This window comes from Bacillus sp. R86525 (genome assembly GCF_042466195.1).
Lineage (GTDB): Bacteria > Bacillota > Bacilli > Bacillales > Bacillaceae_G > Bacillus_A > Bacillus_A nitratireducens.
The window spans coordinates 4,994,037-5,008,797 of sequence record NZ_JAXHPX010000007.1; the positions used below are offsets into that span (position 1 = coordinate 4,994,037).

Genomic DNA, 14,761 nt, shown 5'->3' on the forward strand with positions numbered 1-14,761 from the left:
TATGCCGTTACCTCACAGCATGTTGGATGATTCAAGTTGATTTTCTATATCTTTTCAAATTATTGCTCCTACTCATAAACTTTCAATTACGGATTAATTGTGTTTCTCATCATTTTTATGCAATGAATGTAATTTAATATTTGGTACTTTATCTTTTTCAATACCGCTATTATAAGCAACAGGAATTTGAAATTCGAATTGTTTTGTCTCATGTTTTTGTAAATAGACTGGTTTCGGTACTGGATAACCTTTTGAATTCTCGTTTGCATTATCATATAAAACAACTTTTAATGCCTGTGAATGATTACGATAATTTTTTAAAGTCACAATGCATTTTTGTTCGATACCCTCTCCATTTTTCTCCATTCTACACTGGCTATCTTCTTTTTTATATTCTATCGCCTCTACCCCTGTTTTTCCTGCGTAGTACCATGTTTTATTCAATGTATGGAGGATGTTATTTAAAATAAACGGCATCATTAAAATCAAAATACTAATGCCTACTACTTTTATCTTATTCATTGTTCTAAATGTACTAGATTTCTTTTTCACTAGCCATTTTACAAATAATATAAATGCGATTATATGTAGTACGAAAGAAACAATTAATATATTTGAAGCTTTATAACCCATATAAATATATGTATATACCGGAACCTTATAGAAATTGAATAGTTTTTCCCCAATTAATTCATTATCGTTTGGAATTTTTAATAATAACAAAACCCCTATACTGTAACAAATAGCTACTAATCGATCATACTCAATTCGAACCATTCCTTCTCTCCTTCCCTTTGCTTTTTTATTATCGATTTTAGCTATTATTACCATAATATACAATCATTTTATAGAGGATAACGTAAAAAAGTTCCTTATAAATATATAAAGAACCTTATTAATATACAATATGAATTAGAAAATCAATATGCAATTTTCACATAGAGATCTCCTCAAAATATGTTGGATTATGTATTGTAATTTTTTTATCCAGAATTGTAACAATACTATCGTTTTTTAATTGTTTTAATACGCCGCTAACCGTCTCTCGGGACGTCCCAGATATTTTTGATATCTCAATTGTTGTAAGTGGGCATGAAATTACAATCGTTTCGCCACTCTGTTCTCCTAAATCTTGCATTAAATAATTTAATGTTTGAATGACTCGATCTTGTGCATTAGGAATTGTAATATTTTGCACTCGATTTTCGTTTAGTTTTAATATTGATGATAATTGCTGAACAACGTACATTAATTGCGTCCTACTAGATTTCACCATATCTTCGAAAATTACTGTCGGAATATAATATACCTCTACATCCGTCATCGCTTCTGCCGTATAGTTATATCCTCTGTCTGTAAACATACCACCATAAGGAAAAATAGAATACCGCTTTACATAGTCATCATATAATAAATTTCCACTTTGATTTACCCGCTCTAACTTTACAAAACCATCTAACATGAAGTAAATTCTTTCTCTTGAATCCCCTTCTAAAAATAAAAATTGACCCTTTTTATAAGTTCGCCAATAGACAAACTCCGCCAAACCTTTCAATTTCTTTTCTGTTAAATGAGCAAATAATTCAAATTGTTTTAAGTCTTTAACTACGTTCCGTCTATTCATAAAATTCCCTCTCTCTTGCTGTATGTTGGAGCGAAAAATCAAGAAAGCGTATTTAAATTAAATTTTATCATAATTAACTTATATATTAAGATTTCATCATGAAAACTTTATGAACAATGAGTACAAAAAATATTAATAAATAAAAAGAATGAAGTTACTAACTTCATTCTTTTTTTACTAATAAATAGCGCACACAATTATTTAAACATACATGCATACATTCTGTTTAGAAATAATAGTACCAGCTTTTTCTTCTAGTGCTTCATATACTTTTTCTAAAGACGTAATAATTGTTTTTCTTTTTGGATTTGTATTAACAAAATTAATAGCAGCTTCAATTTTTGGAAGCATACTTCCCGCAGCAAATTGTTTTTCCTCAATGTATTCTTCTAATTGATTCACTGTGACATGCTCTAATTTCTTTTGATTCAGTTGATTATAATTTACATACACATGATCAACTGCAGTTAAAATTACGAGCGTATCAGCATCTACTAATTCAGCTAATTTCTGCGCAGCAAAATCTTTATCGATAACCGCTTCAGTTCCTTTTAACCCTTCTTCGGAATCAATTACTGGAATTCCACCACCACCAACAGCTATCACTATATTTCCATCCTCAACTAAAGAATTAATTACTTTATGCTCATGAATACTTACAGGCTTCGGTGATGGAACAACACGTCTCCACCCTCTGCCAGCATCCTCTTTAAACACTGCTTTTGTTTCTTCCATTAATCTTCTTGCTTCTTCTTCCGTATAAAAAGGACCAATTGGTTTAGTTGGATTTTTAAATGCCTCATCTTTTTCATCCACGACAACGCGTGTTATAACCGTTGCTACGTCTTTTTTTATATTCCGTTTTTTCAATGCCTTTTCAATCGCATTTTCCATCCAATATCCAATCATCCCTTGGCTCATTGCACCACAAGTATCTAATGGCATTGCAGGTGTCTTTTCCGTTTCTGCAGCTTTTTGCTGTAATAAAATATTCCCCACTTGCGGGCCATTTCCGTGCGCAATTACTATATCTACATCATTTTCCATTATTTTCACAAGTTGTTCCGCTGTTTTTTCTAATGCTTCTTGCTGTGCCCCTGCAGTAGCTTTTCCAGACTGTATCGCATTTCCCCCTAGTGCAACTACAATTTTTCTTCGTGCCATATTTCAGCCCTCCAGTTAATTTCGCTTTCACAGCGCTTTATAAAGTAATACTGCCTGTAATTAATCCATAAATCGCAAAGAATGCTAAAGCACCAATTGCTACCGATGATGCCAATTCCACTCGAGTAAATATTTGCTTCGAACTCTTTTGCTTTTGAACATTGTAAAAAATAAAAATACCTGGCGCATATAAAGTCATTGTTAATAATAAATACTCTAAACCAGCTGCATAAACTAACCACACACCATAAATACTTGCTATCAAACCAATTATTATATTTTTATTTCGATCCACTTCTTCAGACTTTAAACTATGCTTCAGTTGATAAAATGCTGAAAAAGCATATGGGATTAAAATAGCTGAAGATGCTAAAGAGAATGCAAAGTTATACGCCTGATCGGAAACGACGAATGTTAATAAGAACATTTGAATTAAGCCATTTGTTATCCATAATGAATTTATTGGGGCCTTATTTTTATTTTCTTTTGCAAACCATTTTGGAAATACTCCGTCTTTAGCTGCCAAATATGGAATTTCAGATGCGAGTAAAGTCCAGCCTAACCAAGCACCTAATACAGAGATGACTAAACCTAAATTAATAAAGATAGCCCCCCATTTTCCAACAACACTTTCAAATAAATAAGCCATAGACGGATTTTTCAAATTAGCAATATCTGCTTGCTGCATAAGTCCAAGAGACAGTAATGTAATTAAAATGTAAATGATGAGTGTACCAATTAAGCCAATAACCGTTGCTTTCCCTACATCACTTCTATTTTTTGCTCGACTAGATAAAACAACAGCCCCTTCTACCCCAATAAACACCCATAAAGTTACAAGCATTGTACTTTTAACTTGGCTGCCAACCGCTCCCCATGAAAAAGAACCAGTTTGTCCCCAAAATCCATCTAGAAACGTATCAATATGAAACGCGAAGATTCCTATAACAATAAATACAAATACAGGTACTAATTTTGCGATTGTAGTTACTAAATTCACAAGTGCTGCTGATTGAACTCCACGTAAAATTAACATGTGAACACACCATAATAATACGCTTGCACCAATAATGGATGCTACATTTTGACCGCCTTCAAAGATTGGGAAGAAATACCCTAATGAAGAAAACAATAATGTACCGTAAGCTACATTACCAAGCCAGGCAGATAGCCAATATCCCCACGCACTATTAAATCCCATAAAATTACCAAATCCTGCTTTTGCATAGCTAAAAATACCGCCATCTAAATCTGGCCGTTTTACAGTTAGATTTTGAAAAGATAATCCAAGCGCAATCATCCCAATTCCTGTTATAACCCAACCAATAATAATGGCTCCAGCACCAGCACCTTTTGCCATATCACTTGCTAAATTAAATGCTCCACCGCCAATCATAGACCCCACTACAAGCGCCGTTAATGTAAACAACCCTAATTTCTTATCTTCATCCATTCCACTCACCTCTCTTTAATTGCAATAACAATACGAAAGCCATAGTGAATGATAGTGTCTAAAGGAGGAGAAAGAAGAAAGGAAGACTCCCTTTCTTCTTTACTCCATGTTTCCTAAAGTAGCTGCCATAACCGCTTTAATTGTATGCATTCTATTTTCAGCCTGATCAAATACTTTTGAATGTTTACTGCGGAATACTTCGTCAGTTACCTCCATTTCCCTCAACCCATATTTCTCATAAACTTCCTCACCATACATCGTTTCAACATCATGGAAAGCGGGTAAACAATGTAAGAAAATCACATTTTTATTTCCTGTTTCTTTAATCATTTTCATATTTACTTGATAAGGTTTCAATAACTCGACACGTTCAGCAAATTTTTCTTCCTCACCCATAGACACCCATACATCTGTATAAATTACATCTGCATTCGCAACAGCTTCTTCCACATTACTTGTTATCATTACCTGTTCATTATATTTTTTTGCTAAATCAATTACTTCTTGCTCTGGCCATAAAGATTCCGGTGTACAAATACGTACATCCATTCCAACAATCGCTCCACCAACTAGTAAGCTATTAGCAACATTATTTCGTCCATCTCCAACGTAAACGAGCTTCACATTTTTTAATTTCCCCACATGTTCTCTAATTGTTAATAAATCTGCAAGTGTTTGTGTTGGATGCCACATATCTGTTAATCCATTCCAAACCGGCACACCAGAATTTTGTGCTAAAGATTCTACAGTTTCATGATTAAATCCACGAAACTCAATTCCGTCAAACATGCGTCCTAACACTTTTGCTGTATCCTCTACGGATTCTTTTTTCCCAAGCTGAATATCACCTTTCCCTAAATATTCAGGGTTCGCCCCCAAATCTGTACATGCTACTGTAAATGCACATCGCGTACGAGTAGAGGTTTTTTCAAATAATAGCGCTACATTTTTACCTTCTAAATAATGATGTGGGACACCGTTTTTCTTTTTCTCTTTTAATTCTGCTGCTAAATCTAGAAAATATAATAATTCTTCTTGTGTAAAATCTTTTTCAGCTAGAAAACTTCTTCCTTTTAAATTTGGTCTAGTCATTAACATACTTCATCCCTACTTTCTCCGTTATTTATACTAAATATCTTTACGAACAATTGGCATACTCATGCAACGTGGACCCCCACGACCACGAGATAATTCCGAACTTAGCACCTCAATGACTTCTATACCATGCTCCCGTAATAAAGTATTGGATACATAGTTGCGATCATATGTAACAACTACACCTGGCGCAATTGCTAATGTATTAGAACCGTCATTCCATTGTTCACGAGCGGAAGCAATTGCATCTCCTCCTCCACAAGGAATAAGAACTAATTCACTTAAACCTAATACCTCTTTTAATGCTTCCATTAAAGAAGTACGATGTGTAATTTTAAGAGTTTCCGCATCTGGACCTTTTTCTAAAATATAAATATTCATATTTCCTTTTGGCCCTTGAATGGCTGGGTGAATTGTAAACTTGTCATAATCAACCATTGTAAACACTGTATCTAAATGCATAAATGCTCGGCATTTTGGAATTTCTATCGCTAACACTTTCTTAATTTTATTTTGTCGGCTAAAAAGATTTTTAGCTAAACGTTCAATTGCTTTAGCTGACGTACGGGCAGATACTCCAATTGCAATTGTTTCTTCATTTAAAATTAGCTCATCGCCACCTTCAATTGGAAACTTATAATCACGATCTAGCCAAATTGGCACATTGTGATTTACAAATCTTGGATGATATTTAATGATGTACTCCATGAATAATGATTCACGTCTACGCGCCGGTTCTCTCATCTTATTTATCGTTAAGCCATCGCCCACGCTAGCTGCTGGATCACGAGTAAAATATAAATTAGGCATTGGGTCTAAGTAAAACGGATAATGATCTTCCATTAATTCGTATAAATGTGTCTTCTTACTTGTTTCAATTTCGCTTTTCCGTACACCACCCATAATTTTTTGAATTAATTCTTCATTTGAAAAGGAAAGTAAATATTCTTTTAAAGTTTGATGTGCAACATTTACGTCAGCCTGTCCTTCTTCTAAAATACGATCAACAAATTCTTCTCGAAGTTTTTTATCTACTAATGCCTCAGCAGCTAGTTTTTCTAAATAAAGAACTTCAACACCCCGATTGCGTAATGTTTGTGCAAAATAATCATGCTCTTTTTGAATAATTGGTAAGTATGGAATATCGTCAAATAATAATTGTTGCAAATAATCTGGCGTTAAGTTTTCCACTTCTTTACCAGGTCGTTTTAATAACACCGTTTGTAATTCCCCAATTTCTGAAGTAACATGTATCGGATGCTTCATTTGTTGTACCTCCTTTTAAATATGTTTGATGTCTTACAAGTACATAATAAATGCTACGCGCTTTCATCTTTGTGAAAACATCCACATTATCATTGTGAAATATTAAACAAGTTATTTTTTTAAAATCATATGAATTTGTATTTTTATAACACTCCATCCCGCTTTTTCAATAAAAAAATACATATATTACGCATATATGTTGAATATTTAACTTCCGTATTTACACAAAAATCCTGTTTTTAATTTTTATTAAAAACAGGATTTTGCATCTAAATAATTAAATTTAACCTTTCTTCTAAAATCTCCCTATCTGATTTCGACTGAGAAATTATAAGGCATGTATCATTTCCACATATACATCCTATTTTTTCTTTCCAATCTAACTCATCAAACAAAACACCAATAACATGTGCATTACCGGGTAATGTTTTAATAATCATTAATTGATCTACACAATCAATTTTTACAACAACCTCTCGTAATTTTTTCTTTAACCTTATATCAGTTTGTAAATGCTCTTCTGAGAAAAATTTATATATCATTAATCCTTCTTGAGAAGGTACCTTCGTTAAGTTTAACTCACGAATATCTCGAGAAACTGTAGCTTGTGTTACTAATACATCTTTTTTTGCTAACAATTCTACTAATCTTTCTTGCTTCTCTATTTCATACTCCTTTACAAATTGTTTAATTAATCGTTGTCTTTTTTCTTTTTTCATAAAAGACACCCCTTTTAATATTATAGCTCGCTATAATTTTCATCCGAAAGGAACAGAAAAGAATGTTGCGGAAACGTTCATAGTTTATACTTTTTAACTGTAGATATTAAATCTAGCTAAAAAAAGAGAAGAACAGCATTCTGTTCTTCTCTTTTACATTGAAAACCGTTCAATTGTTTGTTTTAAATCCGCTGATTGCTTCTCTAAGTCTTTTAATAATTGATCGATTGCTATCATATTTTTAGACTGTTGCAACGTCACACGTGCCACTTCTTGTGAACCAGCTGACGTTTCTTCCGCAATTGCTGCTACAGCCTTTGTTTGTGCTCCTGTTTGATGAATGTGACTCACTTGTTCATTCATATAACTACTAATTTGCTTGGTTGCATCGGCTACTTCCATAACACTTGATGACATTTCTTTTAAAATTAATTCTGTGGCTTCTCCGCGTTTCGCCTCTTCTTTAGCTTTCTTCACCTGCTCTGTCATTTTCAATGCGACTTGCTGTACTTCATCTTGCATATTCCGCAATAACTGCGATATGTTTTTTGCGGAATGATCACTTTCATCAGCCAATTTACGTACTTCTTCTGCTACAACCGCAAAGCCTCTTCCATGCTCTCCTGCACGAGCTGCCTCAATAGAAGCGTTGAGTGCTAATAAATTTGTTTGGGTAGCAATCTCACTCACAACAGAAACAATGTGTTCAACTTGTTTCATTCGCTCTTCTAACTTCTGTACGTTTTCCATCGAATCTTCATTTTCTCTCGCCAATGTTTGAATACCTTTAATTAAAGAAGTAAAGACACGTGTACTTTGTCCTAAAGCTTGAACCATTTCTGAAGACAACTCGTCAGACTGTTTTGCTTTTCCTTCTACTTCATTTGCAATAGAAGTCGTTGTATCAACAGTAGAAACGATCGCTTGAATCGATGCCGCTGATTGCTCGGCACCGGAAGAAATTTCCGCAAGAGTTTCAGACACACCTTGTGCTTGTTTTGTCGCTTCACCTGTTTGTTTTCTAATTTGCTGAACTTGATTATTTGTATACGAAAATGTAGTATCGATATTTTTTACCATGCCCCTTAAGTTCCCTAGCATCATATTAAATGCAACACTTAAAGATTTAATCTCATCATCGGTCTTTGGCAATGGGACATCTTCACGAATATCACCTTCAGCCGCTCTCCTTGCTGCTTCTTCCAACTTTCGAAGTGGTTTAATTAAAAATATTGCTGCCCCATACGCTAAAATTCCAGACCATACTACACCTAATAACATAACGATAATATTATAAACAGTTTGACTTACATAACTTTGAAAATAATCATATATAACGTAAATAAAAAATAAACTTGTTGAATATGTAATTAAAGCTAAAACTGTAGTAAATAGCATAAGCTGTATACGTAAACCAAAGGAAAATGTCTTCCTTTCTTTTTCCATCTCTTCTTTCCCCCCTTCTTATAAGCAATATAAGTGCTACCTATATATTATTATCCATATTTTCGTTATAGAAAGATATAGGGATTTTAAAAATCATAATTCCCTTGAATATCAAATTCCGTCAAAAAAATAAAGGATTCTGACAATTTATGACTAATAACAGAAATAAGGGGCAACATTTATAAAATATATTTTTGACTGGGGGTTTTGTATGATTCAAGTTCGAAATCTAGTAAAATCATTCGGCTCACTTGATGTTTTAAAAGGAATTGATTTAGAAGTAAAAGAAAAAGAAGTTGTTGTTTTAATTGGTGCCAGTGGTTCCGGCAAAAGTACATTACTTCGCTGTCTTAACTTTTTAGAAATGTACGATGATGGTGAAATTCACTTACAAGGTGAACGAATTGATCCAAAGCATTCAAATTTAAATAAAGTCCGTGAAAATGTCGGTATGGTTTTTCAGCACTTTAACCTCTTTCCTCATATGACCTCACTAGAAAACATCATAGAAGCACCTATTCATGTAAAAAAATTAGAAACAACAAATGCAAAGGATATTGGAAATCAGCTTTTGCAAAAAGTCGGTCTACAAGATAAAGCAGATGTAACTCCCCACCTCCTGTCAGGTGGTCAAAAACAGCGCATTGCCATTGCGCGAGCTCTTGCTATGAATCCTAAAATTATGCTATTTGATGAACCTACCTCAGCTTTAGACCCTGAACTTGTTGGAGAAGTGTTGCAAGTTATGAAAGAACTTGCTGAAGAAGGAATGACAATGGTTATTGTTACTCATGAAATGAATTTCGCAAGAGATGTAGCTGACCGCGTCATCTTTATGGATGACGGGAAAATTGTGGAGGAAGCTCCTCCCGCACAATTTTTTTCAGCTCCATCACATGAACGGGCCAAGCAATTTTTACGCAACGTTTTATAATGTAACTTCTGTTTCAAACGAAAAGAAATACAGTCATACGGTGCACAACTAATCATCCAAATAAAATATCTCGATAACATCCTTAAAACCATCCGTATGATCAATATATAGGAGGGGTTTTATGAAAAGAAAACTATTAACTATTGTTGCGAGTATTACACTGTGTACATCCTTCATACTAGGAGCCTGTAGTAAGGAAAGCTCTACTACTTCATCTAATGGTGAAAAGGAATTTCGTTATGCGATGAGTGGTTTATACAAACCTTTTAATTATAAAGAAAATGACGGAAAGCTTGTCGGTTTTGATGTAGAAATAGGGGACGCTCTCGCGAAAAAGATGGGAATGAAGCCAGTTCCTGTTACAAACCCTTGGGAAACATTAATTCAAGGTCTGCAATCGAAAAAGTATGATGTGATATTAGGAAGTATGGCTATTACAGAAGAGCGATTAAAAGCTGTTAGTTTCTCAAACCCATATTATCGCTCTGGTGCACAAATTTTTGTAGCCAAAAAGAATACATCTATCTCTTCTCCAGAGGACTTGAAAGGTAAGAAAATAGGGGTTGTAAAAGCAAGTACATTCAAAACCCTTGTTGCAAAATATACAGATCAAATTACAGAATATGATAGTGATATTACTGCACTTATGGACTTAGAACCTGGACGTGTAGACGCAGTTATTACTGACCAAATGGTTGGTCTTCGTATGATTAAAGAAGGTAAATCCAATATAAAAGAAGCTGGAAAACCGTTAAACCTTGATGAAATGGGAATTGCTATTCATAAAGACAATAAAGACATGGTCGAAAAGGTAAATAAAGCGCTAGATGAAATCATTAAAGACGGTACGTATGAAAAAATTAGTAAAAAATGGTTTGGGCGTAATATTCTTGGAGACGAGGCAAAAACAAAGTAAGTTGGCCATTTAGAGATTTCATAAATCATGCCCCACTTTGTATGTGGGGCATTTCATTCACTACTAAAATCCATACAATATGAGGTGACACATATGTTTGAAATTTTTATCTCTACCTATCCCACACTCTTAAAGGCTACTATTGTCACATTACAATTAACATTAACATCCCTATTACTCGGTTCACTAATTGGATTACTAGTCGCTTTCTTTCGAATCTCTAACAATAAGGTTTTAAATAGTATTGCTCATGTATACATCGCCATTATTCGTGGTACACCTTTAATTGTTCAAATTGCCATTCTCTATTTTGGGATTACATCCGTTGTTGTTTTTACCCCTTTTTGGGCAGGAGCAATTGCTTTAGCAATTCATAACGGTGCATATATTACTGAAATTTTCCGCGGATCAATTCAATCCGTTGACCGAGGACAATTAGAAGCTGCTCGCTCTTTAGGTATGCCTTACCCTTTAGCGATGCGCCGTATTATATTACCACAAGCATTTCGCCTATCACTTCCTCCTCTAGGGAACCAATTCATCATTGGATTAAAAGATTCTTCACTCGTTGCTTATGTAGGAATGTCCGAATTATGGGGATCAGGTTTATCCATTGCCGCAGGTAACTTCCAACAATTAGATACATATATAATCGTTGGTGTATATTATCTTGCACTTGTTCTTCTATTTACTTATCTTGTTAGCCTTCTAGAAAAACGACTACAGCGAAAAGAAAATAGCTCTATCCACGTCAAGACAAAGAACAAGAAAGAGGTTTCTTTATAACAAAAAGCAAGCTCTAAGAGAGCTTGCTTTTTCATCGTAAAATATATCTATTATTGATTTACTTTTTTAATACTCTCTTTTTCCTCTATATGATCCTCACGATATGAAATATTATGAGGGTCTAATCCATTTCCTAAAGAACCATAGAAATGCTCTCTATGCGGATCCACTAATTCACTTCCTTGATAATACACACGTGGTGTATTCCATAGCGCTGCCAACGCTTTTGTCATCGGCATCTCATGATAGCGTTCCGGCCACATTTCTTTAATTTTCTCTTTTACTAAAGGATAGTATTTAGAGCTCATAGCAGGAAACAGATGATGTTCTGTATGATATGAGAAATTGAAATGTAAAACGTCTACCCAGCGCGGCACTGTTACTGATAAACAGTTTGCTAACGGATCATTTACTGGAACAATTGGGTTTAAGCGGTGATTTGTTGCGATATATGCCATTACAATGAAGTTAGCAATTAACAACGGAATCACATATGCAAATAACCATTTTCCTGGTCCCATAATAAACAATAGACTAATCCAAACTGTCCAAGGCAAAAGAAGTTGAAGCCATACAGATTTTTGATTGGATGACTTAAATTCTTTTATAAAATGAAAGAACATTCGAGTCGAATGCAATGTAAATTGAATGGTTAGTGACAGAAAACTAAAGAATGAACGTACATGAAGAGGCATGCGATATACCCAACTCAAAAACTTACTCTTTTTAAGCTTCTCAAGTGTCGGCCATGCATCTGGATCATTCTCTTCATGCTGTGTATGAACATGATGTGTTGCATTATGCCATTTTCTCCAAAGTTTTGGTCCTGTTGATAGTGGCATAAATGCAATCGCACCTAAGAAATCACGAAGCCATGCCTTTCTTACAACTGTTCCATGTAAAATTTCATGACCTAAAAACCCAAGTGAAGCAAAACATAATCCGAGAACAATCGCAATCCCTAGATTTGCCCACACATTCAATTCAAATACACCAATCGCTATTAATCCCGCTAATGCCACAAGTAAATAAGCCAGTCCACCAAATAAACGAGTAGGAACTGGTTTAAATGCTTTTTTCGGCAAATGTGGTGATACACGCGCTGCATACCACCCAAACGTATGAAGCTCCTTCATCCTTTTGCCCCTTTCTTATGCCGCGCCCTGCGCAACTTGCATATATTAATTCTTGCTTCCAGATTGATTTTACTAGGTGATCCAAAAAGCATCTATTATAAGGAAAATATACTCACTCTATCGTCACTTATTTTTCGCTTTTATTATCAATGAAAAACATTTCTCTTTTTACTCTCTATCAACCTTTCCACATGATGAATCATAACAATAGAATTTCTATATTGTCAACAACTTTTATGACCTAGTAATAAAAGTTGGTTATACTTTTATAATCATACTTTATTTCACTAAAGAAAAAGTATAGATTTCATAGGGGTTTATCCACTATATATATACATATACTTAAACACCATGGACTATATCTCATTCAAGAACTCTCTATGTAATCAACAAACGGAATCACTTAAATTTAACTTTATATAAATCCTACTTCTTCATAATGCCCCATCAAATTAATTATATTAAAATAATTTAATTCCTCTTTTAATAAAAATAGACTCCTTCTAAAACAACACACATGAATTTCATATAATATGGAAATATTAAAAGGAAAATTGTTCTAAAATCGGGAGGTTTCTATAATGACAAGCGATACATTTCCACAATTTCCATTATCTTATTGGATTGAATCTACTCAGGTCCCTGCTTTTCCCCATTTATCTGAAAATACAAAGACAGAAGTTGCTGTTATCGGAGCTGGTATTACAGGCATTACCACTGCCTATTTACTCGCTAAAGAAGGAATGAAAGTCGTTTTAATTGATTCTGGTCTTATTTTAAATGGAACGACTGGGCATACAACCGCAAAGGTAACGGCACAACATGATCTTATTTATGATGAATTAATAAATCATTTCGGTGTGGAGAAAGCGAGGCTTTACTATGAATCAAATAATCATGCTCTACAATTCATAAATGAGACTGTGCAAACATATAAAATCGACTGTAATTTCTCAAATGAAGATTCGTATTTATATACAACTACTGATAATGGATTAAGAAATTTATCGAAAGAATATGAGGCCTATCAAAAATTAAATATACCTTGTGACTATGTTCAATCTCTATCGATTCCGATTCCAGTACAATCTGCACTTGCCATGAAAAACCAAGCACAATTCCATCCCCTCCTTTATTTGAAAACACTTTTAGAAAAGTTTGTAGAGATGGGCGGCAAAGTTTATGAACAAACAACAGCTATTGATGTGGAAAAAGGTGATTGTCCACAAGTCATTACAAAGGACGGCCATCGTATCACTTGCAAATATGTTGTCTCTTGTTCACATTTTCCTTTTTATGATGCAAATAGCTTTTTCTTTACGCGAATGTATGCAGAACGCTCATATGCTCTTGCAATAAAAGCAAAAACAGATTATCCAGGTGGCATGTATTTAAGTATTGATGATCCAAAACGCTCCTTACGCTATATAACAAACAATGGAGAAAAGTTGATTTTGATTGGCGGAGAGAGCCATAAAACGGGACAGGGAATAAATACGATGCTTCATTATGAAGCACTCTATTCTTTTGCTGAAGCAACTTTTGGAGTAGATGAAGTTCCCTATAGATGGTCAGCGCAAGATTTAATTACTCTAGACAAGCTCCCTTATATCGGACATATTAACGAAAGAAATCCAAATATATTTGTTGCAACTGGATATCGCAAATGGGGAATGACAACTGGAACTGCTGCAGCTCATTTACTGAAGGATTCCATTCTAAAAGTCCACAGCCCATATAAAGAGCTGTTTGCACCATCACGCTTTCATGCAAACCCAGATATAAAAACATTCCTTTCTCAAAACATTGATGTTGCCAAACATTTAATTGAGGGAAAAATTGAAACCGCATTACGTAAACCAGAAGATCTTGAAGTTGGCGAGGGATCTGTTGTACATGTTAACGGTAAACGAGCAGGTGCCTATAAAGATAAAGAAGGAAAATTACATATCGTCGACACGACTTGTACACACCTCGGCTGTGAAGTTGAATGGAATAACGGTGATTGTACGTGGGATTGTCCTTGCCATGGTTCCCGTTTTTCAATTGAGGGCGACGTTATTGAAGGTCCTGCAGATCAACCATTAAAACGAGTTGATAACGAGTAAAAAAACAAAGAAGTTCAACAAGAAACCTGTTGAACTTCTTTGTTTTTCATGACACCTTTTCATATAAATTTCGACATAAGAAGGGAAATATTAACATTAAATAAAATAATATAT

The 14,761-nt window shown here is 34.4% G+C and carries 13 protein-coding genes; 4 read left to right on the forward strand and 9 right to left on the reverse strand.

Annotated elements, in window-relative coordinates; all coding sequences use genetic code 11:
* Positions 1 to 93: 93 nt before the first annotated feature.
* The 8 genes from SJY24_RS28350 to SJY24_RS28385 form a co-directional block, all read right to left on the reverse strand.
* The gene (locus tag SJY24_RS28350) at positions 94 to 777 is read right to left on the reverse strand and encodes an ABC transporter permease (protein ID WP_377867027.1); all 684 of its coding nucleotides are present in this window, start codon (positions 775 to 777) and stop codon (positions 94 to 96) included.
* A 157-nt stretch (positions 778 to 934) separates the two neighbouring features.
* Positions 935 to 1,624 carry a Crp/Fnr family transcriptional regulator gene (locus SJY24_RS28355; RefSeq protein ID WP_001081901.1) on the reverse strand — a complete coding sequence of 230 codons (690 nt, stop codon included), beginning with the start codon at positions 1,622 to 1,624 and terminating at the stop codon, positions 935 to 937.
* Between the two features lie 201 nt (positions 1,625 to 1,825).
* Entirely contained in the window at positions 1,826 to 2,788 is a 963-nt protein-coding gene (gene arcC / locus SJY24_RS28360; protein WP_002139469.1) for a carbamate kinase, read from the reverse strand.
* A 37-nt stretch (positions 2,789 to 2,825) separates the two neighbouring features.
* Positions 2,826 to 4,241: an arginine-ornithine antiporter gene (arcD, locus tag SJY24_RS28365; protein WP_000343045.1), complete on the reverse strand. Its 1,416-nt coding sequence runs from the start codon at positions 4,239 to 4,241 to the stop codon at positions 2,826 to 2,828.
* A gap of 99 nt (positions 4,242 to 4,340) precedes the next feature.
* On the reverse strand, positions 4,341 to 5,339 hold the full coding sequence (gene argF / locus SJY24_RS28370) for an ornithine carbamoyltransferase (RefSeq protein WP_377867028.1): 999 nt from the start codon (positions 5,337 to 5,339) through the stop codon (positions 4,341 to 4,343).
* Positions 5,340 to 5,369: 30 nt separating this feature from the next.
* Positions 5,370 to 6,602 carry an arginine deiminase gene (gene arcA, locus SJY24_RS28375; RefSeq protein WP_377867029.1) on the reverse strand — a complete coding sequence of 411 codons (1,233 nt, stop codon included), beginning with the start codon at positions 6,600 to 6,602 and terminating at the stop codon, positions 5,370 to 5,372.
* A 269-nt stretch (positions 6,603 to 6,871) separates the two neighbouring features.
* Positions 6,872 to 7,321 carry an arginine repressor gene (gene argR / locus SJY24_RS28380; RefSeq protein WP_377867030.1) on the reverse strand — a complete coding sequence of 150 codons (450 nt, stop codon included), beginning with the start codon at positions 7,319 to 7,321 and terminating at the stop codon, positions 6,872 to 6,874.
* 153 nt (positions 7,322 to 7,474) lie between these two features.
* Positions 7,475 to 8,767 (reverse strand): methyl-accepting chemotaxis protein, encoded by a 1,293-nt coding sequence (locus tag SJY24_RS28385; RefSeq protein WP_377867032.1) that lies wholly within the window; start codon positions 8,765 to 8,767, stop codon positions 7,475 to 7,477.
* A 211-nt stretch (positions 8,768 to 8,978) separates the two neighbouring features.
* Between SJY24_RS28385 and SJY24_RS28390 the strand changes: the two genes are divergently transcribed.
* The 3 genes from SJY24_RS28390 (at position 8,979) to SJY24_RS28400 (ending at position 11,403) form a co-directional block, all read left to right on the forward strand.
* On the forward strand, positions 8,979 to 9,701 hold the full coding sequence (locus SJY24_RS28390) for an amino acid ABC transporter ATP-binding protein (RefSeq protein WP_377867033.1): 723 nt from the start codon (positions 8,979 to 8,981) through the stop codon (positions 9,699 to 9,701).
* A 121-nt stretch (positions 9,702 to 9,822) separates the two neighbouring features.
* Positions 9,823 to 10,617, forward strand: a complete 795-nt coding sequence (locus SJY24_RS28395) for an ABC transporter substrate-binding protein (RefSeq protein ID WP_377867034.1) — start codon at positions 9,823 to 9,825, stop codon at positions 10,615 to 10,617.
* Positions 10,618 to 10,710: 93 nt separating this feature from the next.
* The gene (locus tag SJY24_RS28400) at positions 10,711 to 11,403 is read left to right on the forward strand and encodes an amino acid ABC transporter permease (protein WP_098500032.1); all 693 of its coding nucleotides are present in this window, start codon (positions 10,711 to 10,713) and stop codon (positions 11,401 to 11,403) included.
* A gap of 50 nt (positions 11,404 to 11,453) precedes the next feature.
* Here the strand turns inward: SJY24_RS28400 and desB are convergent, their stop codons facing one another.
* The gene (desB, locus tag SJY24_RS28405; RefSeq protein WP_377867035.1) at positions 11,454 to 12,539 is read right to left on the reverse strand and encodes a Delta(10) desaturase DesB; all 1,086 of its coding nucleotides are present in this window, start codon (positions 12,537 to 12,539) and stop codon (positions 11,454 to 11,456) included.
* 581 nt (positions 12,540 to 13,120) lie between these two features.
* Here desB and SJY24_RS28410 point away from each other — a divergent pair.
* Positions 13,121 to 14,647 carry an FAD-dependent oxidoreductase gene (locus SJY24_RS28410; RefSeq protein WP_377867037.1) on the forward strand — a complete coding sequence of 509 codons (1,527 nt, stop codon included), beginning with the start codon at positions 13,121 to 13,123 and terminating at the stop codon, positions 14,645 to 14,647.
* Positions 14,648 to 14,761: the final 114 nt, after the last annotated feature.